Annotated in this window: 23 protein-coding genes; 7 read left to right on the forward strand and 16 right to left on the reverse strand. The window is 57.2% G+C overall.

Going from position 1 to position 26139, the window contains the following annotated elements:
* Positions 1-143 precede the first annotated feature (143 nt).
* Positions 144-1208, reverse strand: coding sequence for a mannonate dehydratase (gene uxuA, locus GQR96_RS22145; protein ID WP_044524869.1), 1065 nt, complete (start codon positions 1206-1208; stop codon positions 144-146).
* A 297-nt stretch (positions 1209-1505) separates the two neighbouring features.
* Here uxuA and GQR96_RS22150 point away from each other — a divergent pair, with 297 nt between their 5' ends.
* Positions 1506-2522 carry a Zn-dependent oxidoreductase gene (locus GQR96_RS22150; RefSeq protein WP_004206214.1) on the forward strand — a complete coding sequence of 339 codons (1017 nt, stop codon included), beginning with the start codon at positions 1506-1508 and terminating at the stop codon, positions 2520-2522.
* Between the two features lie 76 nt (positions 2523-2598).
* Positions 2599-3882 (forward strand): MFS transporter, encoded by a 1284-nt coding sequence (locus GQR96_RS22155; RefSeq protein WP_004206215.1) that lies wholly within the window; start codon positions 2599-2601, stop codon positions 3880-3882.
* A gap of 52 nt (positions 3883-3934) precedes the next feature.
* On the opposite strand, the gene GQR96_RS22160 is transcribed toward GQR96_RS22155, so the two are convergent.
* A complete protein-coding gene (locus GQR96_RS22160; protein WP_004206216.1) occupies positions 3935-4870 on the reverse strand; it encodes a tRNA modification radical SAM protein MnmL/YtqA in 936 nt (311 codons plus the stop codon).
* 673 nt (positions 4871-5543) lie between these two features.
* Here GQR96_RS22160 and gltB point away from each other — a divergent pair.
* Together gltB and gltD are read left to right on the forward strand one after the other, a co-directional pair.
* On the forward strand, positions 5544-10004 hold the full coding sequence (gltB, locus tag GQR96_RS22165; RefSeq protein WP_017899925.1) for a glutamate synthase large subunit: 4461 nt from the start codon (positions 5544-5546) through the stop codon (positions 10002-10004).
* 9 nt (positions 10005-10013) lie between these two features.
* Entirely contained in the window at positions 10014-11432 is a 1419-nt protein-coding gene (gltD, locus tag GQR96_RS22170) for a glutamate synthase subunit GltD (protein WP_004206218.1), read from the forward strand.
* 71 nt (positions 11433-11503) lie between these two features.
* Here gltD and nanQ read toward each other — a convergent pair whose 3' ends face one another.
* The 12 genes from nanQ to zapE form a co-directional block, all read right to left on the reverse strand.
* Complete coding sequence (gene nanQ / locus GQR96_RS22175) at positions 11504-11971, reverse strand: N-acetylneuraminate anomerase (protein WP_032431149.1); 468 nt, start codon at positions 11969-11971, stop codon at positions 11504-11506.
* Positions 11958-12842: an N-acetylmannosamine kinase gene (locus tag GQR96_RS22180; RefSeq protein WP_023319220.1), complete on the reverse strand. Its 885-nt coding sequence runs from the start codon at positions 12840-12842 to the stop codon at positions 11958-11960. The genes nanQ and GQR96_RS22180 overlap by 14 nt, the downstream gene beginning before the upstream one ends.
* On the reverse strand, positions 12839-13528 hold the full coding sequence (locus GQR96_RS22185) for an N-acetylmannosamine-6-phosphate 2-epimerase (RefSeq protein ID WP_004206221.1): 690 nt from the start codon (positions 13526-13528) through the stop codon (positions 12839-12841). The genes GQR96_RS22180 and GQR96_RS22185 overlap by 4 nt, the downstream gene beginning before the upstream one ends.
* A 49-nt stretch (positions 13529-13577) precedes the next feature.
* Positions 13578-15065: an MFS transporter gene (locus GQR96_RS22190; protein ID WP_004206222.1), complete on the reverse strand. Its 1488-nt coding sequence runs from the start codon at positions 15063-15065 to the stop codon at positions 13578-13580.
* Between the two features lie 104 nt (positions 15066-15169).
* A complete protein-coding gene (nanA, locus tag GQR96_RS22195; protein WP_004206223.1) occupies positions 15170-16063 on the reverse strand; it encodes an N-acetylneuraminate lyase in 894 nt (297 codons plus the stop codon).
* Positions 16064-16211: 148 nt separating this feature from the next.
* Entirely contained in the window at positions 16212-16991 is a 780-nt protein-coding gene (gene nanR / locus GQR96_RS22200) for a transcriptional regulator NanR (protein WP_004206225.1), read from the reverse strand.
* A gap of 93 nt (positions 16992-17084) precedes the next feature.
* The gene (gene sspB / locus GQR96_RS22205; RefSeq protein ID WP_002918465.1) at positions 17085-17579 is read right to left on the reverse strand and encodes a ClpXP protease specificity-enhancing factor; all 495 of its coding nucleotides are present in this window, start codon (positions 17577-17579) and stop codon (positions 17085-17087) included.
* A 3-nt stretch (positions 17580-17582) separates the two neighbouring features.
* Positions 17583-18221: a stringent starvation protein SspA gene (gene sspA / locus GQR96_RS22210; protein ID WP_002918467.1), complete on the reverse strand. Its 639-nt coding sequence runs from the start codon at positions 18219-18221 to the stop codon at positions 17583-17585.
* Positions 18191-18475 (reverse strand): hypothetical protein, encoded by a 285-nt coding sequence (locus GQR96_RS22215; RefSeq protein WP_136023330.1) that lies wholly within the window; start codon positions 18473-18475, stop codon positions 18191-18193. The genes sspA and GQR96_RS22215 overlap by 31 nt, the downstream gene beginning before the upstream one ends.
* Positions 18476-18532: 57 nt before the next feature.
* Positions 18533-18925, reverse strand: a complete 393-nt coding sequence (rpsI, locus tag GQR96_RS22220) for a 30S ribosomal protein S9 (RefSeq protein WP_000829818.1) — start codon at positions 18923-18925, stop codon at positions 18533-18535.
* A gap of 15 nt (positions 18926-18940) precedes the next feature.
* A complete protein-coding gene (gene rplM / locus GQR96_RS22225) occupies positions 18941-19369 on the reverse strand; it encodes a 50S ribosomal protein L13 (RefSeq protein ID WP_002918559.1) in 429 nt (142 codons plus the stop codon).
* Between the two features lie 265 nt (positions 19370-19634).
* A complete protein-coding gene (gene zapE, locus GQR96_RS22230) occupies positions 19635-20762 on the reverse strand; it encodes a cell division protein ZapE (protein ID WP_004206226.1) in 1128 nt (375 codons plus the stop codon).
* A 190-nt stretch (positions 20763-20952) separates the two neighbouring features.
* On the opposite strand from zapE, the gene zapG reads away from it, so the two are divergent.
* From zapG to degS, 3 genes are all read left to right on the forward strand, one after another.
* Entirely contained in the window at positions 20953-21351 is a 399-nt protein-coding gene (gene zapG / locus GQR96_RS22235) for a Z-ring associated protein ZapG (protein WP_004206227.1), read from the forward strand.
* Between the two features lie 174 nt (positions 21352-21525).
* Positions 21526-22893, forward strand: coding sequence for a serine endoprotease DegQ (degQ, locus tag GQR96_RS22240; protein ID WP_017899931.1), 1368 nt, complete (start codon positions 21526-21528; stop codon positions 22891-22893).
* Between the two features lie 87 nt (positions 22894-22980).
* Complete coding sequence (degS, locus tag GQR96_RS22245; protein ID WP_002918568.1) at positions 22981-24039, forward strand: outer membrane-stress sensor serine endopeptidase DegS; 1059 nt, start codon at positions 22981-22983, stop codon at positions 24037-24039.
* A gap of 25 nt (positions 24040-24064) precedes the next feature.
* On the opposite strand, the gene GQR96_RS22250 is transcribed toward degS, so the two are convergent.
* Both GQR96_RS22250 and GQR96_RS22255 read right to left on the reverse strand, forming a co-directional pair.
* Positions 24065-24775, reverse strand: a complete 711-nt coding sequence (locus tag GQR96_RS22250; RefSeq protein WP_008806668.1) for a hypothetical protein — start codon at positions 24773-24775, stop codon at positions 24065-24067.
* A 59-nt stretch (positions 24776-24834) separates the two neighbouring features.
* Positions 24835-26136 (reverse strand): oxaloacetate decarboxylase subunit beta, encoded by a 1302-nt coding sequence (locus tag GQR96_RS22255; RefSeq protein ID WP_004204249.1) that lies wholly within the window; start codon positions 26134-26136, stop codon positions 24835-24837.
* Positions 26137-26139 lie beyond the last annotated feature (3 nt).

Here is a 26139-nt window from a genome sequence, read left to right on the forward strand (position 1 = left end):
ATTCCTTCACGACAACTCCGCACAATAATACTCAATTCTGAGCAATGCGCTGTAAGTTGTGCAAAAAATGCGGGAAGGAGCCGATATGACGGCTGGCCGCCAAGGCGAACCAGCCGCTAAAAAGAGGCATGGTCAGGAGGAGGCTAGCGCTTGCTTAGCGCCTCCCAGAGACCTTTGAGGTAGGTCACCCCGAGTGCGCGATCGTATAAACCATAGCCCGGGCGTCCGGTCTCTCCCCAGATAAAACGGCCATGATCCGGGCGTATATAGCCGTCGAAGCCGTTGTCGTGCAACGCTTGCATCACCTTGTACATATCCAGGGAGCCGTATTCTGACGGATGGGCGCACTCGTAAAAGTCTTTATCCTGCATCAGTTTAATATTGCGGACGTGGGCAAAATGGATCCGCTTACGGCGGGTAAACTCAGCCAGAATAGCGTATACGTCGTTATCCGGATCTTCGGCAATCGAGCCGGTGCAGAGGGTAATGCCGTTGGCGGGTGAATCGACAGCCCGGCAGATCCAGTCCAGATCGTCGCGGTTTTTGACCACACGCGGCAGGCCAAATATCGAGTACGGCGGATCGTCAGGATGGATCGCCATTTTCACGCCCACCTCTTCGCAAACCGGGATCACCGCCCGCAGAAAATAGACCAGGTTCTCCCGCAGCTTGTGGTCATCCACCGCGCTATATTTGGCAAACAGGGTCTGCACCTCCGCCAGCCGTTCCGGCTCCCAGCCCGGCAACGCGAAGCCGTTTGAATTCTCCAGGACCTCCTTCACTACGTCTTCCAGCCGCTTATCGATATCTTTCTTCTCAAAAGCCATCGTCAAAGAGCCATCCGGCAGGACGTAGTTCATATCCGTCTTCATCCAGTCAAACACCGGCATGAAGTTATAGCAGATGACTTTGACGCCGAAGCGGGCAAGGTGGCGAATGGTCTGCTGATAGTTGGCAATATAGCGGTCACGGGAAGGGAGGCCGATTTTGATGTCGTCATGGATGTTGACGCTCTCTATCACCTCCATTTTCAGGCCTGCGGCATGGGCCTGGCTGACCAGACGCTCAATTTTATCCTCCGGCCATACCTCGCCGACCGCGACGTCATAGAGCGCGCCGACCACTCCCTCCACGCCGGGCACCTGGCGTATATGCTCTAATGAAACCTTATCTTCCTCTGGTCCAAACCAGCGCATTGTCATCTGCATCGTCATCACCTGCTCAACATAGTTTAATTTCACCCTACTACCATACCAGTAATCATAATTGATTGAGCCTTAACTGTCGTGATGACGATCACATTCCTGCTGACCGGCTCGTCGGTAAGGTCGCTTTCGCGGCATTCATAATTTTTCTCAATTTATTTCAATAAATTAATCATTCCCGGGCTTTTTCTGACGACCTTCGCCAAATGTGATCCAGAGCTAGTTATGATCAATTGCATACTTGTATGGTAATAAAAATAACGCTATTTGTTCAGAAAACAGACAAGGGAAGAAACAGAAATGAGAAGCGTCGTTGTCAAAGAGCCAGGCCAACTGAACATCGAATCCCGTCCGGTTCCCGCTCCGGGCGCCCACGAAGTCCGGGTGAAAATCGCCTTTGCCGGGATCTGCGGGTCCGATGTGCATATCTATCAAGGCCATAACCCCTTCGCGAAATATCCTCGCGTTATCGGCCATGAATTCTTCGGCATCATTGATGCCGTCGGCGAGCAGGTCTCTTCGGCACGCATCGGCGAGCGCGTCGCGGTCGACCCTGTCGTCAGCTGCGGCCATTGTTATCCCTGCTCGGTGGGGCGGCCGAATGTCTGTGCGCAGCTCCAGGTCATCGGGGTTCACCGCGACGGCGGATTCAGCGACTACGCCTGCGTGCCGGCGAAAAACGCCTGGCGCATTCCGGAGGCCATCAGCGATCGTCAGGCGACGATGGTTGAGCCTTTTACCATTGCGGCAAACATTACCGCCCAGCTGCAGCCCACGGCGCAGGATATCGCCCTGATCTACGGCGCAGGTCCGATGGGTCTGACGGCGATCCAGGCGCTGAAGGGGGTGTATGGCGTTAAGCAGGTGATCGTAGTGGACCGCATTGCCGAACGTCTGCAGATGGCGCGGGACAACGGCGCCGATTTGACGCTGGATAACACTCACCAGCCGCTGGCGGAACAGCTGGCGCAGCGGCAGATAGCCCCCACGCTGATCATCGATGCCGCCTGCCATCCGGCGATCCTTCAGGAGGCCATTCTCCTCGCCTCTCCCGCCGCACGCATCGGCATACTCGGCTTCTCCGGCGAGCCGTCCACCCTGACCCAGCAAAGCATCACCAGCAAAGAGATCTCCATTTTCTCCTCCCGGCTAAACAGCGGGCGTTTTCCGCTGGTTATCGACTGGATGGAGAAAGGCCTTATCCAGCCTGAGGCGTTAATCACCCACTGCATGCCGCTGGAGCAGGTAAAAGAGGCGATGGAGATTTTCGCCAACGATCGGAAAACTTGCTGCAAGGTATTGCTGCAGCTGGGTTAAATGCTAAATAACGGGCGACGTGAATATTGATATCCGTCGCGCAAGAGCTCAATAATATAATCATCATGGTGTCATCATGGGAAAAAATATCCGCTGGATTATCGTCCTGTTATTATTTTTAGTATATATGATTAATTATCTGGACCGGGTGGCGTTATCCATTACGGTACCAATGATTGAAAAGGATCTGGCGCTAAACGCTGAACAATTTGGTATTATTTTCGGCAGTTTTTTCTTCGGCTATGCGGTATTTAATTTTATTGGCGGTCTGGCCGTAGATAAGTTTGGCGCAACGCTGGTCCTGGGGCTGGCGGTGGGGATGTGGTCGCTGTTTTGCGGCTTAACTGCCTTTGCCACCGGCTTTTATTCCATGCTGATGCTGCGAGTCCTCTTCGGGATGGCTGAGGGCCCGATTTGCGCGTCGGCGAACAAGATGATCAACGGCTGGTTTCCCAAGAAGCAAGCGGCCACCGCCGTGGGGCTGCTCAGCGCCGGCTCTCCGCTGGGCGGCGCGGTTGCCGGCCCCATCGTCGGTTATCTGGCCCTGGCATTCGGCTGGCGCCCGGCGTTTATGATTATTTTCGCCATCGGCATTGTGTGGATGATAGTGTGGTTTTTTATTGCCGCTAACTCGCCGGAAAAACATAAACATGTCAGCCGGGAAGAGCTCATGCTCATTAATAATATGAAGCAAGAGGAGTCTGCGCTGGAATCAACTGAAAATCAAACCGCCCACTCGCTGGGTTATTATCTCAAACAACCTATTATACTGGTGACGGCCTTTGCCTTCTTTTGCTACAACTATATTCTGTTTTTCTTTCTCAGCTGGTTTCCGTCCTATCTGGTTCAGCAGCACCATCTCGATATTAAACAGATGAGCCTCACCACCATGATCCCATGGATAGTCGGCTTTGTCGGTCTGGCGCTGGGGGGCTATATTTCCGATAAAATTTTTAAACTCACCGGACGCCTGCTGCTGTCACGCAAAATTGTGCTGGTGGTATGTCTGCTGATGGCCGCCATCTGTGTGGGGCTTGCCGGTACCGTCAGCAGCGTCGTTCCTGCCGTTCTGCTGATGTCAGTCTCCATCTTTTTCCTCTATGTCACCGGAGCGATCTACTGGGCGATTATCCAGGACGTGGTGCATAAATCCCGCGTTGGCGGCACCAGCGGCTTTATCCACCTTATCGGCAGCGTCTCCGGCATCGTGGGACCGATTGTCACCGGCTATATCGTGCAGTCTACCGGTAAATTCGACAGCGCCTTTGTCCTCGCCGGCACTATCGCCGCGCTCGGCGCCCTGCTGGTGCTGTTCGTGATCAAAACGCCGCGTGTGACGATGAAAGCCAGCCAGGCTTAGTTGACAGGAAAGCCATGCCCGGCGCAGCCATCACGCCGGGCATCCTCTTAGACTATTTCGCCGACTGGGGCGCGACCCAGCTGCGGCCCAGCGCCGAACCCTGAGCGCCCTGCTCATTCAGATAGCGATCCAGTTCAACCATTCCGGTCCAGCGATTTTCGCACCACAGCGGCGCGAGCAGCGTCGGCCGACGGGCGCTGGCCGATATGCGATGGTAGATCACCTCCGGCGGGGTATGGCGGATCATCTCCCCGGCGGTGACGGTATACGCCTCCAGTTCGATGCCATCGAGACGACCGGCCTGCCATGCTTTTGCCATAATGCTGCCTTTCACAATATGCAGCGGATGCAGCTTTATGCCATCCACGCCGGTGGTCACGACCCGCTCCACCGTCTCGAGGCCGTGCTCCTGGCTCTCCCCGGGCAGGCCGACGATCAGATGCGCGCATACCTTCAGTCCGCGCTCACGCGCCAGACGCGCGGTGCGCTGGTAACAGGCGAAATCATGCCCGCGGTTAATGCGATGCAGGGTCTTATCATGGGCGGTCTGCAGCCCCAGCTCCAGCCAAACCTCATACCCCTGCTGGTGGTATTCACTGAGCAGGTCGAGAACCGCCTCCGGCACGCAGTCCGGGCGGGTGCCAACGCAGAGGCCAACGATATTCGCCTCGCTGACGGCCTGACGATACATCGAGCGGAGCACCTGCACTTCAGCAAAGGTGCTGGTATAGGCCTGAAAGTAGGCCAGATAACGCTTTGCCCGGTTAACAAGCTGCGCCTGATGGGCGAGCTGTTCGGCGATGGATCGATGCTGCTGCGCTTCATCCGCAAACGAGGCCACGTTACAGAATGTGCAACCGCCACGGCCCAGCGTGCCGTCGCGGTTCGGGCAGCTAAAACCGCCGTGCAGCGTTAGCTTATGGACCTTTTCACCATAGCGGCGCAGAAGATCCCCACCAAACATATTGACTAATTTCTGTAACTGCATAATCTGATAGACCGGCCTCAACAAAGGGGGCCAAGCCTGCCACTTTTCGTCACCGACGGCGATGACCTGGATCAATCGTCAGCGCGGCGAATCATCCCATTGCATAAACAATCATGATTACTGCAATTTCATTCACCCGCAGGGTAATGAGTTTTCCTTATATTTCATCATCGCGCGGCCCTAATCTGCTTTATGGTAAAAAACAGTATTAATATCCATCACAAACATTTACAGCAGTCAAATGTGCTAATAATGAAATGTATTTCAGCGTAGATCGGTAATGCAAAGCCGCGCGCACAGTGAGACAGATCACACTAGCCTTACCCTCTGCAGGCGTATCCAAAGCATAAAAAATGGCATTATTTATTTTAAAAACAACAATTTAATACCTGCATAGCACATTTTTGTATTAATAAGATTGCCATTTGACGTAAGTGTGGATTCCCGATAAGTTGGGAATCCGCTGGAAGCTTTCTGGATGAGCACTCTGCTCATCATATTTATGCAGTAATTGAGATTCCCTCTTAACAGCAAGTCCTCAAACTTGTGTACCGATGCGAAAAGGATTTAAAGAGGGCGAATGCGAGGTGCAAACCCCGTCGCCATGCTCTTTCTGTGCCTGTGCGCAATCGGTATCGGAGGGGGTCCGTAGAGCCTGGGGAGGTTCACTGATATGTTGTACGACAAATCCCTTGAGAGGGATAACTGTGGTTTCGGCCTGATCGCCCACATAGAAGGCGAACCTAGCCACAAGGTAGTGCGAACCGCGATACACGCACTGGCCCGCATGCAGCACCGTGGCGCAATCCTTGCCGATGGTAAAACCGGCGACGGTTGCGGTCTGCTGCTGCAAAAACCCGATCGTTTCTTCCGCATCGTTGCCGAAGAGCGCGGCTGGCGTTTAGCCAAAAACTACGCCGTTGGGATGCTGTTCCTGAATAAAGATCCTGAACTGGCGAAAGCGGCGCGCCGCATCGTTGAAGAAGAACTTCAGCTTGAGACCCTGTCGATCGTCGGCTGGCGCGATGTGCCGACCAACGAAGGCGTGCTCGGTGAAATCGCCCTCTCCTCGCTGCCCCGTATTGAGCAAATCTTTGTTAACGCCCCGGCCGGCTGGCGCCCGCGCGATATGGAGCGCCGTCTGTTTATTGCGCGTCGTCGCATTGAAAAACGCCTGCAGGAAGACAAAGATTTCTACGTTTGTAGCTTGTCCAACCTGGTCAACATCTATAAAGGTCTGTGTATGCCGGCGGATTTGCCGCGCTTCTACCTGGACCTCGCGGACCTGCGCCTGGAGTCGGCTATCTGCCTGTTCCACCAGCGCTTCTCCACCAACACCGTACCACGCTGGCCGCTGGCACAGCCGTTCCGCTACCTGGCGCACAACGGTGAAATCAACACCATCACCGGCAACCGCCAGTGGGCTCGCGCCCGTACCTATAAGTTCCAGACCCCGCTGATCCCGGACCTGCACGACGCTGCGCCGTTCGTTAACGAAACCGGCTCCGACTCCAGTTCAATGGACAACATGCTGGAGCTGCTGCTGGCCGGCGGGATGGACATCGTGCGCGCCATGCGTCTGCTGGTGCCGCCAGCCTGGCAGAACAACCCGGATATGGATCCGGAGCTGCGTTCGTTCTTCGACTTTAACTCCATGCATATGGAGCCATGGGACGGCCCGGCGGGCATCGTCATGTCCGACGGTCGCTACGCGGCCTGTAACCTCGACCGTAATGGCCTGCGCCCGGCGCGCTACGTCATTACCAAAGATAAGCTCATCACCTGCGCCTCTGAAGTCGGCATCTGGGACTACCAGCCGGACGAAGTGGTTGAAAAAGGCCGCGTGGGCCCGGGCGAGCTGATGGTTATCGATACCCGTGCCGGACGCATTCTGCACTCGGCGGAAACCGATGACGATCTGAAGAGCCGCCATCCGTATAAAGAGTGGATGGAGAAAAACGTTCGTCGCCTGGTGCCGTTTGAAGATCTGCCGGACGAAGAGGTTGGCAGCCGCCAGCTGGACGACGATCTGCTGGCCAGCTACCAGAAACAGTTTAACTACAGCGCGGAAGAGCTGGACTCGGTTCTGCGCGTGCTCGGCGAAAATGGCCAGGAGGCGGTCGGCTCTATGGGCGATGACACGCCGTTTGCCGTCCTTTCCAGCCAGCCGCGCATTATCTACGATTACTTCCGTCAGCAGTTCGCCCAGGTGACGAACCCGCCTATCGATCCGCTGCGTGAAGCGCACGTCATGTCGCTGGCCACCAGCATCGGTCGCGAAATGAACGTCTTCTGCGAAGCGGAAGGCCAGGCGCATCGTCTGAGCTTCAAATCGCCGATCCTGCTGTACTCCGATTTCAAACAGCTGACGACGATGGAAGAAGAGCACTATCGTGCCGACGTCCTCGACATCACCTTCAACCCGGCAGAGGCTTCCCTCAGCGAGACGGTGAAGGCCCTGTGCGACAAAGCGGAGCAGATGGTACGCGATGGTACCGTGCTGCTGGTCCTCTCCGACCGTAACATCGCCAAAGACCGCCTGCCGGTGCCGGCGCCGATGGCCGTTGGCGCGATCCAGACCCGTCTGGTCGATAAAAGTCTGCGCTGCGATGCCAACATCATCGTTGAAACCGCCAGCGCCCGCGATCCGCACCACTTCGCCGTGCTGCTGGGCTTCGGCGCGACAGCTATCTATCCGTACCTCGCCTATGAAACGCTGGCGAAGCTGGTCGACAGCAAAGCCATCGATAAACCGTACCGTGCGGTGATGCTGAACTATCGCAACGGTATCAACAAAGGTCTGTATAAGATCATGTCCAAGATGGGGATCTCGACCATCGCCTCCTACCGCTGCTCGAAGCTGTTCGAAGCGGTCGGTCTGCATCGCGATGTCTCCGATCTCTGCTTCCAGGGCGTGGTCAGCCGCATCGGCGGCGCCGGCTTCGACGATTTCCAGCAGGATCTGCTGAATCTGTCGAAACGCGCCTGGCTGGCGCGCAAGCCGCTGGCTCAGGGCGGTCTGCTGAAGTACGTTCACGGCGGCGAATATCACGCCTACAACCCGGACGTGGTGCGCACCCTGCAGCAGGCTGTGCAGAGCGGTGAGTACAGCGATTATCAACAATACGCGAAGCTGGTTAACGAACGCCCGGCGGCCACGCTGCGCGATCTGCTGGCGCTCAACCCGGGCGAAGATGCCATCAGCATCGACGACGTGGAGCCGGCGAAGGAGCTGTTTAAACGCTTCGATACCGCAGCGATGTCGATCGGCGCCCTGAGTCCGGAAGCGCACGAGTCGCTGGCGGAAGCGATGAACAGCATCGGCGGCTTCTCCAACTCCGGTGAAGGCGGTGAAGACCCGGCGCGCTACGGCACCAATAAAGTGTCGCGCATCAAGCAGGTGGCGTCCGGCCGCTTCGGCGTCACCCCAGCCTATCTGGTCAATGCCGACGTTATTCAGATCAAAGTCGCCCAGGGCGCGAAGCCGGGTGAAGGCGGTCAGCTGCCGGGTGATAAAGTCACCCCGTACATCGCTAAACTACGCTATTCGGTACCGGGCGTGACGCTGATCTCCCCGCCGCCGCACCACGATATCTACTCTATCGAGGATCTGGCGCAGCTGATTTTCGACCTCAAGCAGGTCAACCCGAAAGCGATGATCTCGGTCAAGCTGGTTTCTGAACCGGGCGTGGGCACCATCGCCACCGGCGTAGCCAAGGCTTATGCCGATCTGATCACCATCGCCGGCTACGACGGCGGCACCGGAGCAAGCCCGCTCACTTCAGTGAAATATGCCGGCTGTCCGTGGGAGCTTGGTCTGGTGGAAACCCAGCAGGCGCTGGTCGCTAACGGTCTGCGTCACAAGATCCGTCTGCAGGTGGATGGCGGCCTGAAAACCGGCCTCGATATCATCAAAGCGGCGATCCTTGGCGCGGAAAGCTTCGGCTTCGGCACCGGCCCGATGGTGGCGCTGGGCTGTAAATACCTGCGTATTTGTCACCTGAACAACTGCGCGACCGGCGTGGCGACCCAGGATGACAAACTGCGTAAGAACCACTATCACGGTCTGCCGTTCAAAGTGACCAACTACTTTGAATTTATCGCCCGTGAAACCCGCGAGCTGATGGCCCAGCTGGGCGTCAAGCGACTGGTGGATCTGATTGGCCGCACCGATCTGCTCAAAGAGCTGGATGGGTTCACCGCCAAGCAGCAGAAACTGGATCTGGGTAAACTGCTGGAGACCGCAGAGCCGCATCCTGGCAAAGCGCTGTACTGCACCGAAAATAACCCGCCGTTCGATAACGGCGTGCTCAACGCCCAGCTGCTGCAGCAGGCGAAACCGTACGTTGATGAAAAGCAGAGCAAAACGTTCTGGTTCGATATCCGCAACACCGACCGCTCCGTGGGGGCCTCGCTGTCCGGGTATATCGCCCAGACCCATGGCGACCAGGGACTGGCGGGCGACCCGATCGTCGCTCACTTTAGCGGCACCGCGGGCCAGAGCTTCGGCGTGTGGAACGCCGGCGGCGTGGAACTGCATCTGACGGGCGACGCCAACGACTATGTCGGCAAAGGCATGGCGGGCGGTCTGCTGGCCATTCGTCCTCCGGTGGGCTCCGCTTTCCGCAGTCACGAAGCCAGCATTATCGGCAACACCTGCCTGTACGGCGCGACCGGTGGTCGTCTGTACGCCGCAGGCCGCGCAGGTGAGCGTTTCGCGGTGCGTAACTCCGGCGCCATTACCGTGGTGGAAGGCATCGGCGACAACGGCTGTGAATATATGACCGGCGGCATCGTCTGCGTGCTCGGTAAAACCGGCGTCAACTTTGGCGCAGGGATGACCGGCGGCTTTGCCTATGTCCTGGATGAAGATGGCGACTTCCGCAAGCGCGTGAATCCGGAGTTGGTGGAAGTGCTGGACGTTGACTCTCTGGCCATCCATGAAGAGCACCTGCGCGGTTTAATCACCGAGCACGTACAGCTTACCGGTTCGCAACGCGGCGAAGAGATCCTCGCCAACTGGCCGGCCTTCTCCGCGAAGTTTGCGCTGGTTAAACCGAAGTCCAGCGATGTTAAAGCACTGTTGGGTCACCGTAGTCGTTCCGCAGCTGAGCTGCGGGTGCAGGCGCAGTAAGGGGTTAAGATGAGTCAGAACGTTTATCAATTTATCGACCTGCAGCGCGTTGATCCGCCAAAGAAACCGCTGAAGATCCGTAAAATTGAATTTGTGGAAATTTACGAGCCGTTTTCAGAAGGCCAGGCCAAGGCGCAGGCAGATCGCTGCCTGTCCTGCGGCAACCCGTACTGCGAATGGAAGTGCCCGGTGCATAACTACATCCCGAACTGGCTGAAGCTGGCCAACGAGGGACGTATTTTTGAGGCGGCTGAGCTGTCGCACCAGACCAACACCCTGCCGGAAGTCTGCGGGCGCGTTTGCCCGCAGGACCGCCTGTGTGAAGGCTCCTGTACGCTGAACGATGAGTTCGGCGCGGTGACCATCGGCAACATCGAACGCTATATCAACGATAAAGCATTCGAGATGGGCTGGCGTCCGGATCTCTCCGGCGTGAAACCGACCGGTAAAACCGTCGCTATCATCGGCGCTGGCCCGGCGGGCCTCGCCTGTGCCGACGTCCTGACCCGTAACGGCGTCAAGGCGGTGGTGTTTGACCGCCATCCGGAAATCGGCGGCCTGCTGACCTTCGGTATCCCGGCGTTCAAGCTGGAAAAAGAGGTGATGACCCGCCGCCGGGAGATCTTCACCGGCATGGGCATTGAGTTCAAACTCAATACCGAAGTGGGCCGTGACGTGCAGCTTGACGACCTGCTGAAAGAGTACGATGCGGTGTTCCTCGGCGTTGGCACCTATCAGTCAATGCGCGGCGGGCTGGACAACGAAGACGCCCAGGGCGTCTACGACGCGCTGCCGTTCCTGATCGCCAATACCAAGCAGATCATGGGCTTTGGCGAAACCGCCGATGAGCCCTACGTCAGCATGGAAGGCAAACGCGTGGTGGTTCTCGGCGGTGGCGACACCGCGATGGACTGCGTACGCACCTCCGTCCGTCAGAATGCGGCTCACGTGATCTGCGCCTATCGTCGTGACGAAGAGAACATGCCGGGTTCAAAACGCGAAGTGAAAAACGCGCGTGAAGAAGGCGTGGAGTTCCAGTTCAACGTCCAGCCGCTGGGTGTGGAAGTGAATGCCAACGGCAAAGTGTGCGGCGTGAAGATGGCGCGCACCGAGATGGGCCAGCCGGATGCAAAAGGCCGCCGTCGCGCGGAGATCGTTCCCGGCTCTGAGCACGTGGTGCCGGCAGACGCCGTCGTCATGGCGTTTGGCTTCCGTCCCCACAGCATGGAGTGGCTGGCGAAGCACAGCGTCGAGCTGGACTCCCAAGGCCGCATCATTGCCCCGGAAGGCAGCGAGAACGCCTTCCAGACCAGCAACCCGAAAATCTTCGCCGGTGGCGATATCGTGCGCGGTTCCGACCTGGTGGTCACCGCGATTGCCGAAGGACGTAAAGCGGCGGACGGGATCCTGAACTACCTGGAAGTGTAATGCGAATACCCGGATAGCGGTTTTATCCGGGTATGGGACTCAGGCCCGATGGTTAATCCCATCGGGCTTATTTATGCGCTTAACAAATTTGCGCTTACTTTAATCACCACTTTTTTTATCTCTGCGGGCTCGGTTATTACGCATCCTGGCTTATGCGGTTCACCCGGCATAAAGATCGCGAACATACCTGGCCTCAGAATGACCGACTGTTCGCCATCAATCGCGTTGCACAGCTGATAATCCTCCTCAACGTGCATCTCCTCGCACTGCATTGCGGAGCCGGCTACACCGAAAAAAATCTGCTCTTCGCCCGCCAGTAATATCTGGATATCGATAAACTTCGTATGTAGTTCAGCCTTTTTATCTGCCGGTAACTCCGTCATAAACTGCATCACATTCATAAAGACATTATCCCCTTGAAGTTCAACGCTTCCGGGAGAAAGACTCGATAAATCATGATCCAGGGCGAGGGATATCGCCTGTTGTAGTCCCGACGACACGCCAGCCAACAATGGGTTGTTTACATCACCGATTATCATGGCTTCTCTCCTTGCCCCATAGCGCCGCTCCCAGCAGGCCAGCATCATGGCGATAGTGTGCTGCGCATAATGGAACCTGGTAAATAGCCGGTTCTTGCGCCAGATAGTCCTTCACCAACGGTAAGTACCCATCCGCCAGGCCAATACTGCCGCCAACGACCACGCACTGGCAATCGGTCAACGCTTTAAGATCGGCAATCATCCGCGCCAAAGTTTGTGCCGAGTGCTGAATGAGTAAACGCGCCTGCGGGTGGCCTTGCGCCGCAAAAGTAAAAATAGATTTCGCATCCAGTCCGCAGAGATCGTCAGTTGCCGCCGCGGCGATTCCCCGTCCGGAAGCAATAGCCTCTACGCAGCCGACGCGACCGCAGCCGCAAAGCGGTCCGTCAGGATCGGCTAACGAGTGCCCCAGGTGTCCGGCCAGGCCTCCGGCCCCGGTAAGTAAAGTACCGTTGCTCACCACGCCGCCGCCAACCCCGGTAGAAACGGTAATAAACGCCATATCGCTGACCTTATCAGCCATCGCCTGGTATTCCGCCCAGGCTGCCGCCTGAGCATCATTTATCGCCAGCGTTGGCAGACCGGTTATTTCTCGTAACGTTTTTACCAGCGGGAAGTGCATGAGTCCGCCAAGATTCTGTGGATTAATTGCAATCAGGTTTCCTTCACGAATAATCCCGGTCGAGGCTATCGCGACGCGCTTTGCCCGCATGCACAGAGGCCTGACAAGCGCCTCCAGCGCCGTGTTCAGAGCATCCGCTGTTTTGCTGGCAGGAGTGGGTAGCTCGCGACGATCGCAGAGCAGCAGGTCATCCGTTACCAGCGCCGCAGCAAGCTTCGTACCGCCAATATCTATCGCCAGCGTCGTCATGACTTCGTCTCTTTTAACGCCGTGTTATACCACTGGCAAATATGTTCCAGGCGGGTAATCGCAGAACCAACGGTCACCGCCCACGCACCGTGGCGTATGGCTTCCGCTGCCTGAGCCGGTGTGTTGTAGCGCCCTTCCGCATTCACCCTGCAGCCGGCCTCCGCCAGCGCTTTCACCAGCTCCAGATCTGGTTCATCCGGGGTATACGCCATGGTATAGCCCGACAGCGTAGTGCCGATGATTTCCGCGCCAAGAGCTTGACAGGCCAGGCCATCCTCAAGAGAGGAGCAGTCGGCCATCGCCACTAGCTTATGCTGGTGGATACGCGCCAGTAGCGTTGCCACTGGAACAGGGCGCGCTCGCTCTGTGCCATCAACGGCGATAATATCGGCGCCAGCCTGCATCAATGCATCGATATCTTCCAGATAGGGCGTGATCCTTACCGGCGAATCATCCAGATCGCGTTTAATAATGCCGATAATCGGCACCTTTACCTGCGCGCGTACCGCGCGCAGATTCTCTACGCCTTCAATGCGCAACGCGACCGCCCCGGCCTGCTCCGCCGCCAGCGCCATCGCGGCAACGATCTCCGGCTTATCCAATGGGCTGCCGGGTACCGGTTGACAGGAAACAATAAGACCGCCGTTAGCGCTAATGCGTAAATCCAATTCTTTAAGCAAAGACATACTCGCTCCCTGATAAATATGCACACCCGGCACCGCAGCCGGGCTGTTGTTATCTGGTCTTAACTAAACCGCTTTTGTTACCACCAAAAGGCACCGCTCCGATTAGAGGTTTACCATCGATCGCATCATGAGTTCGTATCGCTTCCGGCCGAATCCAGCGCTGTACGCGGGACGGCATATCCAGCCCAATCAGCAGGATTACAACGAAGGTCAGACCAAAAGAGAGCGATCCCAACGCGGTACCCAAATCCAAACGCTGAGCAATTAAGGCACCCAGCACCGGCGCAATCGCGCCTCCCAGCGCCCCCACGTTGTAGGTAAAACCAAGTCCAGCCGCCCGCTGATCGGTATCGAAATAGCCGCCAATCAGTTTTGGCAAGATCCCGGAGATCCCCTGCCCTAACATCTGCTGGAAAAACAGAAGCAGGCCAAGAACCCAGATGTTTGTGCCGCCAATTGCAAAGACCGGAATAATCAACAACTGTGAAGCCAGCAGGCTGTAAACATAGGCCTTGCGGGTGCCCAGCCAGTCCCCGAGAAATCCGCCCACACAGCAGCCAACCGCCGCGCCAAACCCGCTGAAAAACAAAATCTTTGCCACCGTCGTCGGGTCATAGGCCAGCTCGGTTTTCAGATAAGTCGGCAGCAGCGCCTGAATTGGCCATGAATAAAGGAAGGCGAAAAGTACCACCACCATCAGCATCACGCCCGTAGGCCAGCGTTTACCGCTGCTCTGCACCATAAAGCTGATAAATATCACCGCGCACATTACGCCCAGCAGCAGAACGATACCTGCATTTTGTAAGCCACCGGCAAAACAGAACCATAGGGCAGTCGCCGCCACGATGGTCATCAGGATGTTAATAACCCGATGCTTGCCGCGATAAAGCAGATCGACCATAGTCTGTACCGGTTCTTTGCCTTCATGATTCTCTTTCCAGTCTTCGGCTTCCGGAATATTTTTCCGCAGCCAGAGGGCAAATACGATGGGAACAATGCCGATGAAAAAAAGCGCGCGCCAGCCCCAGACGGGTACCACCAGGCTATAAACCTGCGCGGCGATAACTGCGCCAACGGAAAACCCGGAAATCAGAAAACCGCTGGCCTTATTGCGTAAATGCCTCGGCCAGCTTTCGATAACGTAAGTGGCGCTGGAGCCGTACTCTCCAGCCATTCCCATACCGATAACCAGACGCGCGATAAACATTGTTGTGTAACCCGGCGCAAAACCGCAGGCCAGCGTACCGAGAGAGAACAGAATAATGCTGGTCACCATCGCCAGGCGTCGACCATAGCGATCGCCCATCGCGCCAAGCATCAGACCGCCAAACCAGCGAGAAATGAAAGCCGCTGAGATGAGACTTGCAGCCTGAACGGTCGTCAGGCCAAAATCCCCCTGCACTTCGGTGAGCACCAGGGCGATTAATACAAAATCAAAACCATCAAGCAAATACCCGAGCCAGGCGGCGGAAAAAGCCCGCCACTGGGGACGGCTAAGATGGCGGTACCACGGGATGTTCTGGGGCAGTGTACTCATTTTACTCTCCCGACGATGTTTGTTGTCGCGCCAGGGGGCTTCGCTTGCCCGGCCAGGAAAGAGCAACCGCAGGCCGGAAAGCACTGTCGCCACCCGGCTACCGATCAGCCGTGTTCCTGCATTAGCTGCTGCGCCAGCGCTTTCAGCTCCGGCAAGAATTTTTCGTCTACCGGTGCAAACGGCTTACGGCACAGCGGCACAGAGACCACATCCATATAGTGCAATACGGTTTTCAAACCACGGAATACGCCGGTTTTAATCAACAGGTCGATTACCTTATTGCACTCACATTGCAGCTGCTGTGCTTTGGCAACATCACCCACTTTCAGCGCCGCGACCATTCCCTGGTAACGCCAGCCCATGATGTTGTAAGTACTCCCAATACCGCCATCAGCTCCTGCCAACAGGCCTGAGGCAAATATCTCATCGTAACCGTTGTACAACACCAGATCCGGATGAGCCCGTCGGATCTGTTCCATCTGGAATAGATCGCCTGAAGTCTGCTTTAGCGCACCGACGCCAGGCAGCGTCACCAGGGTATTGATTTGATCAAGGGTCAGCTTCACGCCGCTTAGCGCCGGGATGTTGTACACCACCATCGGCAAGCCATCAGCCGACTCAATAATGGCCTGATAATGCGCGCAGTGTTCTTCGAAACTAAACGGATAATAGAACGGCGTGACGGCGGAGACAGCATCGTAGCCATAACCTACCGCAGCCCTTGCCAGTTGCTGGCTTTCGAGGGTACTCACGCAGCCGACATGGGCGATAAGAGTCATTTTGCCTTTCGCCTCTTCCGCTACGATCTCCAGCACTTCCTGACGCTCTGTGCCGCTCTGGACAAAGGCTTCACCGGTAGATCCTCCAACATATAGTCCATCAACACCCTGGCGCAGATTAAATCGCACCAGTCGACGCAGGCTCTCTTTATCCAGTTTTTGCTGCCCATCGAACGGCGTAAGCAACGCCGCCATAACCCCACGTAAATTGACCGCCATATCTACCTCTTTGTGAATTTTTAATGATTAACTATGTACCTTTATACCTGTTATACCAGATCAAATAAGCAGCAGAGTAATAGAGAACGCTTATAATGCGATCTACTTCACTAAACGATCCTCAGGATCGTGAGGGTAAACTATGAGATCAGGCTTTCTGACCTAAGGCGTGCCAGGTGGCGGATACGCTATTGAGGTGGGTCTGGAGGGCGCGATCGGCTTCGTCAGGATCGCGACGACGAATAGCATCAACAATAGCGATATGCTGTTGATAGCTGACGCTGTTATGTTCGTGCAGTTCGCGCTCGGGCACCGTTGGCCGGGCGGCGATTAGCCAGTCCAGCAGGGCCACATGGATAGCCATAAAGATTGGATTACCGGGGATTTCCGCAAGCACGCGGTGAAATTCAACGTCAGAGCGGATAAACAGCGCATTGTCATCCAGCGATTGACTGTTGATCTTTAGCGCTTGCGTCAGCTTTTCCAACTGCTCATTGCTGGCGTGTTCTGCGGCATAGCGAACCAGACTGGACTCAAAAAACAGACGCAGCTGTTCAAAATGCGCGATACCGCCAGGGTGAGACAAAAAGTCTTTCGCCATGCCGGAAAGCTCGCCAATGATGGTGTCCGCTGAAGGCCGGGAAACGCGAGCGCGTTCGCCGTTGCTGATCTGCACCAGTCCCTTACGCTTCAGCGCCGCCAGCGCTTCACGAACCGAAGGACGTCCGACGTTAAAAAAGGTCATCAGCTCACGTTCGGACGGCAGCTGTTCACCCTCCGCAAACTCCCGGCGCCGGATCATCTGCTCCAGCTCTTCTTCCACCATTTCAGACAGTTTTTTGCGCGCCAGAGGACGGCGGCCAAGGCTGTTGCCAATGGAGGATGGGGTATCTTCGGCTTGTGGATCAAATGCGCTCATAGGGACCATTGCGTGATTTGTGACAGCATGTGACGGCTGTTCCATCTTAACACAAGAATTTTGCAGAGAGCATAAAACAGGCCCCGAAGGGCCTGGTAAGGATTATTTCACGACGCGCAGCGCCGGGCGACCACCGCGCGGCGGCGGCGTGTCGTCAGGATCGTCGTCGTGATTGTCCGGCTTATCGCCATCAATCACCGACATCACCGTTTCGCTTTCACTCTCAGGCGCGACGTCATCATCGTTGAGGCTGCTGACGTCTTCGTCATAGGCCGCTTCCGGTTCAAACATCGTGCCAGCGCCGTTCTCACGGGCATAGATGGCGAGTACCGCAGCCAGCGGGACAGACACGTTGCGCGGCACGCCGCCAAAGCGCGCGTTGAAGCGCACTTCGTCGTTCGCCAGCTCAAGATTACCTACCGCTCGCGGAGCAATATTGAGAACGATTTGCCCGTCGCGCGCGTACTCCATCGGCACGAGCACGCCCGGCAGTGTGACATCCACCACCAGGTGCGGCGTCAGCTGGTTATCCAGCAGCCAGTCATAAAACGCCCGCAGCAGATACGGGCGACGCGGCGTCAGCTGTGATACATCCATTATTTAGCCCCGACCGAGGCGCATTTCACGCTCGGCTTCAGTTAAAGAAGCGAGGAAGGAATCACGCTCAAATACGCGAGTCATATAGCCTTTGAGCTCTTTCGCGCCTGCGCCAACCAGCTCCACACCGAGAACCGGCAAACGCCACAGCAGCGGCGCCAGGTAGCAATCCACCAGGCTGAACTCATCGCTCAGGAAGTAAGGTTTCTGGGTGAAGACCGGCGCGATGGCCAGCAGTTCTTCACGCAGCTGCTTACGCGCAGCATCAGCTTGCGCTGCGGTACCGCTCTGGATGGTGTTCATCAGCGAATACCAGTCCTTCTCGATACGTTGCATATACAGACGGCTTTCGCCACGCGCCACCGGATAAACCGGCATTAACGGCGGGTGCGGGAAACGCTCATCCAGGTATTCCATAATGATGCGGGATTCCCACAGAGTGAGCTCACGATCCACCAGCGTCGGTACGCTTTGATTCGGGTTGAGGTCAATCAGATCCTGAGGCGGGTTGTCCTTCTCCACGTGCTCTATCTCAAAACTGACACCCTTCTCGGCCAGCACAATGCGGACCTGATGGCTATAGATGTCAGTAGGACCAGAAAACAGCGTCATTACCGAACGTTTGTTGGCAGCGACAGCCATGAAAACCTCCAGGTATATTCAGAATTTTGTACTGCTGCCAGCCACTCATGGCCAGCCAGATGTAAAAACCCCATTAGCGCGATGTCACCTTCGTTCACGAATAAAACAAAAAATGAACAATCACCAGCATTTGGGCAGAAAATTGGATGATAGTTTACCAGATTTTGAAGACGTTGTGGTGAGGGGATTCTGGAAATGCTGAAAAAGTGGCGAGAACCGGCGGTAAGCTTGTGGATAACAGTCGTTTTATCCATAAAAAAACCCGCCGAAGCGGGTTTTTTCGCAAATTGTTCTGCGTGAGCAGAAAACAATTAACGTTTGGAGAACTGCGGACGACGACGTGCTTTACGCAGACCGACTTTCTTACGTTCAACCTGACGAGCGTCACGAGTGACGAAGCCAGCTTTACGCAGTTCAGAACGCAGGGACTCGTCGTACTCCATCAGAGCGCGGGTGATACCGTGACGGATCGCACCAGCCTGACCAGAGATACCACCACCTTTAACAGTGATGTACAGATCCAGTTTCTCAACCATGTCGACCAGTTCCAGCGGCTGACGAACTACCATGCGGGCAGTTTCACGACCGAAGTACTGTTCCAGAGAACGCTGGTTGATAACGATTTTGCCGTTGCCCGGTTTGATGAAAACGCGAGCTGCGGAACTTTTGCGGCGACCAGTGCCGTAGTATTGATTTTCAGCCATTGCCTATAATCCCGATTAGATGTCAAGAACTTGCGGTTGCTGTGCCGCGTGGTTGTGCTCGTTACCCGCGTAAACTTTCAGTTTACGGTACATAGCACGACCCAGCGGGCCTTTTGGCAGCATGCCTTTAACCGCGATTTCAATCACACGCTCAGGACGGCGGGCAATCATCTCTTCAAAGGTCGCTTCTTTGATACCACCGATGTGGCCGGTGTGGTGGTAGTACATTTTGTCTTCGCGCTTGTTGCCGGTAACAGCAACTTTTTCTGCGTTCAGAACGATGATGTAATCACCGGTATCAACGTGCGGAGTGTATTCCGCTTTGTGCTTACCGCGCAGGCGACGAGCCAGTTCAGTAGCCAGACGGCCCAGAGTTTTACCGGTCGCGTCAACAACATACCAGTCGCGTTTTACGGTTTCTGGTTTAGCTGTAAAAGTTTTCATTAAAAGCTTACCCAAATAATAAGTTACACGTTGGTGAACACCCAAACGTTTAGTCAGTTGAGGTTCACACGACATTGTCCAGCAAACCTACCCCTTCGAATAGCCTATGCCGGCACATAGAAAGTTTCGGGAAAAAAACCTTCTCGTAACGTGGGGTCGCAAGATTATAGAGAAGTCGGGGTCAAAGATCGACCCCTTTATGAGATTTTTCAGGCAGCTCCCGGAGCGGCCCTGCGGCCCTGAATTCGCCGGGAAAAGTGTCCTGTCAGGGCATATGCGGGCGCTTGAGGTACTCTTCGCTCTGCATCTCCTGCAGACGCGACAGACAGCGCTGGAACTCAAACTTCAGCCGCTCTCCCTGATAAATGTCGTACAGCGGCACCGCCGCGCTGACCACCAGCTTCACGTGGCGCTCATAGAACTCATCCACCAGGGCGATAAAGCGCCGGGCTTCGCTCTCCAGCTGCGCGGTCATCACCGGCACGTCGAACAGCATCACGGTGTGGAACAGGCGGGAGAGCGCGATATAGTCATGCTGGCTGCGGGCATCCACGCACAGCGTGGCGAACGACGCCGCCAGCGTCTGGTTTTCCACGCCGAGGGTCGGCAGCTCGCGATGGTTGATCTCCAGCGTCGGCCCGGCAGCGCGCGGCGCGCCGGCCAGCGCCAGCCACAGTTTATCCATCTGTTCGCGGGTGTCGTTATTCAGCGGCGACAGCCACAGGTGCGCTTGGGTCAGGGTACGCAAGCGATAATCGATGCCGGCATCAACGTTCATAATATCGCAATGCTGCTTGATGGCGTCGATAGCGGGCAGAAAACGGGCGCGCTGCAGACCATTGCGATAGAGCTCATCTGGCGGAATATTGGAAGTCGCCACCAGCGTGATGCCGCGGGCGAACAGGGCTTTCATCAGACCGCCCAACAGCATGGCGTCAGTAATATCGGAGACAAAAAACTCGTCGAAACAGAGCACGTCGGTTTCCGCTTTAAAGCGGTCGGCGACAATCTCCAGCGGGTCGCTATGGCCCTGCAGGGTGGTCAGCTCTTCGTGCACCCGCAGCATAAAGCGATGGAAATGCAGACGCTGCTTACGCTCGCCCGGCAGGCTCTGGTAAAACAGGTCCATCAGCCAGGTTTTCCCTCGCCCCACGCCGCCCCACATATACAGGCCGCGGACAGGCGTCGCCTCGGCTGCTGGTTCGCGCTTACCCAGCAGTTTGCCGAATTTCGCGCGCAAACCGCCGCCTGACGCGACGGGCGCGGGCTGAGTCTGCAGCTCCTGGTAAATGGTATCAAGGCGGCTCACCGCTTCTTGTTGGACGTCGTCGGGTTGATGGCTGCCCTCTTTCAGGGCTGAAAGGTAACGCGATGTTGGAGACAGGCTTTGCATGATCTAATTGTTATTCCTTGAAAACCGTGATGTCGAAGCTCACGATTGACGAAAAAAAGGCCGTTCTACACTACGCGATGATACGCCAGGATTCCACTTCTGTGGAATTAGCGGTTATAGTGGCACTATCGGGCGCAGGCGGAGAGCCTAAGAGCCACCCTACGGAACCACAATACAACGGGAGATGTTCATGACCTGGGAATACGCGCTAATTGGGTTAGTCGTCGGTATCATCATTGGTGCCGTCGCCATGCGTTTCGGCAACCGCAAACTGCGCCAGCAGCAGGCGCTGCAGTTCGAACTGGAAAAGAATAAAGCCGAGCTTGAAGAGTACCGTGAAGAGCTGGTCAGCCATTTTGCGCGCAGCGCCGAGCTGCTGGATAACATGGCGCACGACTACCGTCAGCTGTATCAGCATATGGCGAAAAGCTCTAACAACCTGCTGCCGGATTCCATGGCAGACGCCAACCCGTTCCGCAACCGCCTGGCAGAGTCTGAAGCCAGCAACGATCAGGCGCCGGTCCAGATGCCGCGCGACTACTCCGAAGGCGCATCCGGTTTACTGCGCGGTGGCGCAAAACGCGATTAATCGATCGCCTCTGCTAAAATATTCTCCGGGCGCGCCCATCGCGCCCGCTCCTTCCCCCACTTCCCGGCTACAATTTAAACCAGTCCCCACATTGTTACCTGCGCAAAAATTCAATAACATCAGGTTATTCAGGACATTTTTCCATACACCTCAGGTTACGAGAGCCAGCATCTAATGAAGAAACAGACTTTGCTGTTGAGTGCGTTAGCGTTAAGCATTGGGTTATCGTTGTCGGTTCTGCCTCCGGCAGCAGCATCCTTACCGACTCAGGTGCCCGGCCAGGGCGCGTTACCAAGCCTGGCGCCGATGCTGGAAAAGGTCCTGCCGGCGGTAGTCAGCGTGCAGGTGGAAGGCACTGCCTCGCCGACGCTCAATATGCCGGAAGAGCTGAAGAAATATTTTGGCGATAACGCCCCGCAAGAACAGGCGCAGCCTTTCGAAGGGCTCGGGTCCGGCGTCATCATCGACGCAGCGAAAGGCTACGTGCTGACCAATAATCACGTCATCAATCAGGCGCAGAAGATTAGCGTCCAGCTGAACGATGGCCGTGAATTTGATGCCAAACTGGTCGGCAGCGATGAACAGAGCGATATTGCTCTACTGCAGCTGATTAAGCCGTCAAACCTGACGCAAATCGCCATTGCTGACTCCGATAAACTGCGCGTCGGCGACTTCGCCGTCGCCGTCGGCAACCCGTTCGGCCTTGGCCAGACCGCCACCTCCGGCATTATCTCTGCCCTTGGCCGTAGCGGCCTGAACCTTGAAGGGCTGGAGAATTTCATCCAGACCGATGCCTCCATCAACCGCGGCAACTCCGGCGGCGCGCTGTTGAACCTCAACGGCGAGCTTATCGGGATCAACACCGCGATCCTGGCGCCGGGCGGCGGCAGCATCGGCATCGGCTTCGCCATCCCGAGCAACATGGCGAAAACCCTCGCCGACCAGCTCATTCAGTTTGGCGAAATCAAGCGCGGCCTGCTGGGCATTAAAGGCATGGAAATGAGCGCCGATATCGCCAAGGCGATGAACCTCAACGTTCAGCGCGGCGCCTTCGTCAGTGAAGTGCTGCCAAACTCCGGCTCCGCCAAAGCGGGGATCAAATCCGGCGACGTCATCGTTAGCCTGAACGGCAAACCGCTGAACAGTTTTGCCGAGCTGCGCTCGCGCATTGCCACTACCGAGCCGGGGACCAAAGTCAAACTGGGCCTGCTGCGCGACGGAAAACCGGTCGATGTCGAAGTGACGCTGGATAAGAGCACCTCCTCCACCGCCAGCGCTGAGCTGATTATCCCGGCTCTGCAGGGTGCCTCGTTTAGCGACGGTCAGATGAAAGATGGTACCAAAGGGGTGGTGATCGATAATGTCGATAAAGGCAGCGCCGCCGCCCAGGTCGGCCTGCATAAGGATGACATTATCATTGGCCTTAACCGGGAGCGTATTCATTCGATTGCCGAACTACGCAAAGTGCTCGAAGGCAAACCGCCGGTCATCGCCCTGAACGTGATCCGCGGCAACGAAAGCATCTATCTGCTGCTGCGCTGATTGTCTCCCCGGACATCGCCGCCATGTGCGATGTCCGAACAACTCATGCTATGCTGCGCCTGACCATTCATTAACGATATCTGCATCATGCCTGGAAAGTTATTACGTTCAGTACTCATCGGTTTGCTTGTCGGGGGCCTGCTGTTGGCCTTGATGCCTTCGCTGCGCCAGTGGCAGCTGGCGCCGACCACTCAGAACGATACGGCAGACGACTCCCCTGCGAGCTATAACGCCGCCGTACGCCGCGCGGCGCCCGCCGTAGTGAACGTCTATAACCGCGCCCTGAACAGCACCAGCCATAATCAGCTGACGCTTGGCTCCGGGGTGATCATGGACCAGCGCGGCTATATCCTGACCAACAAGCATGTGATTAACGATGCCGACCAGATTATCGTCGCGCTGCAGGACGGCCGGGTCTTCGAAGCGCTGCTGGTAGGCTCCGATTCCCTGACCGACCTCGCGGTGCTGAAGATCAACGCCACCGGCGGGCTGCCGGTGATCCCGATCAACCCGAAACGCACCCCGCATATTGGCGATGTGGTGCTGGCGATTGGCAACCCCTATAACCTGGGACAGACCATCACCCAGGGGATCATCAGCGCCACAGGGCGCATTGGCCTCAACCCCACCGGGCGCCAGAATTTCCTGCAGACTGACGCGTCGATCAACCACGGTAACTCCGGCGGGGCGCTAGTGAACTCCCTCGGCGAGCTGATGGGCATTAACACCCTCTCCTTTGATAAGAGCAACGACGGCGAAACGCCGGAAGGCATTGGCTTTGCGATCCCGTTCCAGTTAGCGACCAAAATTATGGATAAGCTGATCCGCGATGGCCGGGTGATCCGCGGCTATATCGGCATTAGCGGCCGGGAGATCGCCCCGCTACACGCGCAGGGCGGCGGGATCGATCAGATCCAGGGGATCGTGGTTAACGATGTCGCGCCGGACGGACCGGCCGCACAGGCGGGGATCCGCGCCAACGACGTGATCATCTCCGTGAATGACAAACCTGCGGTCTCTGCACTGGAAACGATGGATCAGGTGGCCGAGATCCGTCCGGGATCGGAAATTCCGGTGGTCATCATGCGAGATGATAAGAAAATCACGCTCCATATCGCCGTCCAGGAATACCCGGCCACCAACTAAACGGCTCCCCGTTTGGGGAGCCACGTTAATCGCTAAATACCGGACCGGCCGGGAATCTGACCAGAAACCCGGTCACCGCCAGCAGCGATCTCAGCCCGGGCCAGACTATCTGTCGCTCGCGAAGCTCATCATCCAGCGTCAGTAGCGCAAATTCCCCCTTCTCACCCAGCACGCCACCCTGCCAGAGCAGGCGCTGCGCCTGCTGCCGCGCCCAGGGCGACTCACTCTTCCAGGCCAGCAAATGCAGCAGCGCCTGCTGCAGACAGACGCTGTGAGAATGGTTATCCCGCCGCAGCCGCCGGTAAACGGGCAGGGACACGCTGCGCACGGTATAAAATCCACTGCCCGCCTCTTCATCGCCTTCAGGAATAGCGCGGGCGAACTGCCCCGCCACGTCGCACAGCCGGTTGTGCGTCAGCGGAAGTTGCCGGGCGCTGAGCGCCCCGGCCGCCATGCACAGCAGACCGCTGCGCTGCAGCGAGGGCGTCGCAGAGCGCACGACCGCCGCCGGTAAGGCGATCACCGCCCGTGTCGCCTCGTCAGCGTTATGGTCAGCGCCGGCCTCATAACAGCTGGCCAGCAGCGCTTCACCAGGCGTGGCGTTCAGCGGGGGCGAAAGCAGGTTCAGCGCCGGCTGCAGTTGTGCAAGTTCATCGCCTGACGCCAGCATGGCGTCAACCACCGCCTCCCGTGTTGATGTCCGGTTTTCCGGACAGCATGCTATGGCTTCATTCATCACCGTCTCCTTATGAGAAATCTCCGCGGCCGGTATGCCAGCCGCGGGAACAGGCTGGCCTACATCGCCAGCACGTACTTGAGCATCACCCCGGCGGCGATCGCCGAGCCGATCACCCCGGCCACGTTCGGGCCCATGGCGTGCATCAGCAGGAAGTTCTGCCCGTCCGCTTCCAGACCCACTTTGTTCGACACCCGCGCCGCCATCGGCACCGCCGACACCCCGGCTGAACCGATCAGCGGGTTGATCGGGTTCTTACTGAACCTGTTCAGCAGCTTCGCCATCAGCACCCCGGCCGCGGTGCCCACGCAGAAGGCGATCACCCCCAGCAGCAGGATCCCCAGGGTCTGCGGCTGCAGGAACTTGTCCGCCACCAGCTTGGCTCCCACCGACAGCCCGAGGAAGATGGTCACGATGTTGATCAGCGCGTTCTGCACCGTGTCGCTCAGCCGCTCCACCACCCCGCTCTCGCGCATCAGGTTGCCGAAGCAGAACATCCCCAGCAGCGGCGCGGCGTCCGGCAGCAGGAGCGCCACCAGCAGCAACAGCACCGCCGGGAAGAGGATCTTCTCCCGCTTACTCACCGTACGCAGCTGCACCATGCGGATCTTCCGCTCCTTATTCGTGGTCAGCGCCTTCATGATCGGCGGCTGGATCAGCGGCACCAGCGCCATGTAGGAGTAGGCCGCCACCGCGATGGCCCCCAGCAGCTCCGGCGCCAGCTTGCCCGACAGGTAGATAGCCGTCGGGCCGTCGGCGCCGCCGATGATGCCGATGGCCGCCGCCTGCGGCAGGGTGAAGCTGATGATGCCGAAGTAGTTCAGCGTCAGCGCCCCGAGCACGGTGGCGAAGATACCGAACTGCGCCGCCGCCCCCAGCAGCAGGGTGCGCGGGTTGGCCAGCAGCGGGCCGAAATCGGTCATCGCCCCGACGCCCATGAAAATTACCAGCGGCGCGATGCCCGAGCCAATCGCCACCTTATAGAAGATGGCCAGCACCCCGGCGGAGTAGCCCATGTCCACCGCCAGGCTCTCCATCTGCCCCTGCACCGACGGCAGGGCCAGGGCCAGCGCGTCCTTAATGGCGTGGACGTCCGGCGCGCAGTGGAGCTTCGCGGCAATCACCGCCAGCTGCGCCGGGTCGTGGTGGGCCAGCAGGCTCTCCAGGGCGGTGAGCGCCAGGCCGGCCTCCGGAATATTGGAGAGCAGGCCGCCGAAGCCAATCGGCAGCAGCAGTAACGGCTCGAACTTCCTGGCAATCGCCAGCCAGAGCAGCAGCAGGCTGACCAGCAGCATCACCGCCTGGCCGAACCCCAGGTGCATCAGCCCCATCCCCTGAATCAGGGCGTTCAGACTTTCCATTTC

Source organism: Klebsiella sp. PCX (assembly GCF_021869705.1).
In the GTDB taxonomy this organism is placed as follows: Bacteria; Pseudomonadota; Gammaproteobacteria; order Enterobacterales; family Enterobacteriaceae; genus Klebsiella; species Klebsiella quasipneumoniae.

Coding starts and splice junctions, on each gene's coding strand:
- uxuA (WP_044524869.1), bottom strand. CDS start 1,208: ATGCAGATGACAATGCGCTGGTTTGGACCAGAGGAAGATAAGGTTTCA.
- GQR96_RS22150 (WP_004206214.1), top strand. CDS start 1,506: ATGAGAAGCGTCGTTGTCAAAGAGCCAGGCCAACTGAACATCGAATCC.
- GQR96_RS22155 (WP_004206215.1), top strand. CDS start 2,599: ATGGGAAAAAATATCCGCTGGATTATCGTCCTGTTATTATTTTTAGTA.
- GQR96_RS22160 (WP_004206216.1), bottom strand. CDS start 4,870: ATGCAGTTACAGAAATTAGTCAATATGTTTGGTGGGGATCTTCTGCGC.
- gltB (WP_017899925.1), top strand. CDS start 5,544: ATGTTGTACGACAAATCCCTTGAGAGGGATAACTGTGGTTTCGGCCTG.
- gltD (WP_004206218.1), top strand. CDS start 10,014: ATGAGTCAGAACGTTTATCAATTTATCGACCTGCAGCGCGTTGATCCG.
- nanQ (WP_032431149.1), bottom strand. CDS start 11,971: ATGATAATCGGTGATGTAAACAACCCATTGTTGGCTGGCGTGTCGTCG.
- GQR96_RS22180 (WP_023319220.1), bottom strand. CDS start 12,842: ATGACGACGCTGGCGATAGATATTGGCGGTACGAAGCTTGCTGCGGCG.
- GQR96_RS22185 (WP_004206221.1), bottom strand. CDS start 13,528: ATGTCTTTGCTTAAAGAATTGGATTTACGCATTAGCGCTAACGGCGGT.
- GQR96_RS22190 (WP_004206222.1), bottom strand. CDS start 15,065: ATGAGTACACTGCCCCAGAACATCCCGTGGTACCGCCATCTTAGCCGT.
- nanA (WP_004206223.1), bottom strand. CDS start 16,063: ATGGCGGTCAATTTACGTGGGGTTATGGCGGCGTTGCTTACGCCGTTC.
- nanR (WP_004206225.1), bottom strand. CDS start 16,991: ATGGTCCCTATGAGCGCATTTGATCCACAAGCCGAAGATACCCCATCC.
- sspB (WP_002918465.1), bottom strand. CDS start 17,579: ATGGATGTATCACAGCTGACGCCGCGTCGCCCGTATCTGCTGCGGGCG.
- sspA (WP_002918467.1), bottom strand. CDS start 18,221: ATGGCTGTCGCTGCCAACAAACGTTCGGTAATGACGCTGTTTTCTGGT.
- GQR96_RS22215 (WP_136023330.1), bottom strand. CDS start 18,475: ATGGATAAAACGACTGTTATCCACAAGCTTACCGCCGGTTCTCGCCAC.
- rpsI (WP_000829818.1), bottom strand. CDS start 18,925: ATGGCTGAAAATCAATACTACGGCACTGGTCGCCGCAAAAGTTCCGCA.
- rplM (WP_002918559.1), bottom strand. CDS start 19,369: ATGAAAACTTTTACAGCTAAACCAGAAACCGTAAAACGCGACTGGTAT.
- zapE (WP_004206226.1), bottom strand. CDS start 20,762: ATGCAAAGCCTGTCTCCAACATCGCGTTACCTTTCAGCCCTGAAAGAG.
- zapG (WP_004206227.1), top strand. CDS start 20,953: ATGACCTGGGAATACGCGCTAATTGGGTTAGTCGTCGGTATCATCATT.
- degQ (WP_017899931.1), top strand. CDS start 21,526: ATGAAGAAACAGACTTTGCTGTTGAGTGCGTTAGCGTTAAGCATTGGG.
- degS (WP_002918568.1), top strand. CDS start 22,981: ATGCCTGGAAAGTTATTACGTTCAGTACTCATCGGTTTGCTTGTCGGG.
- GQR96_RS22250 (WP_008806668.1), bottom strand. CDS start 24,775: ATGAATGAAGCCATAGCATGCTGTCCGGAAAACCGGACATCAACACGG.
- GQR96_RS22255 (WP_004204249.1), bottom strand. CDS start 26,136: ATGGAAAGTCTGAACGCCCTGATTCAGGGGATGGGGCTGATGCACCTG.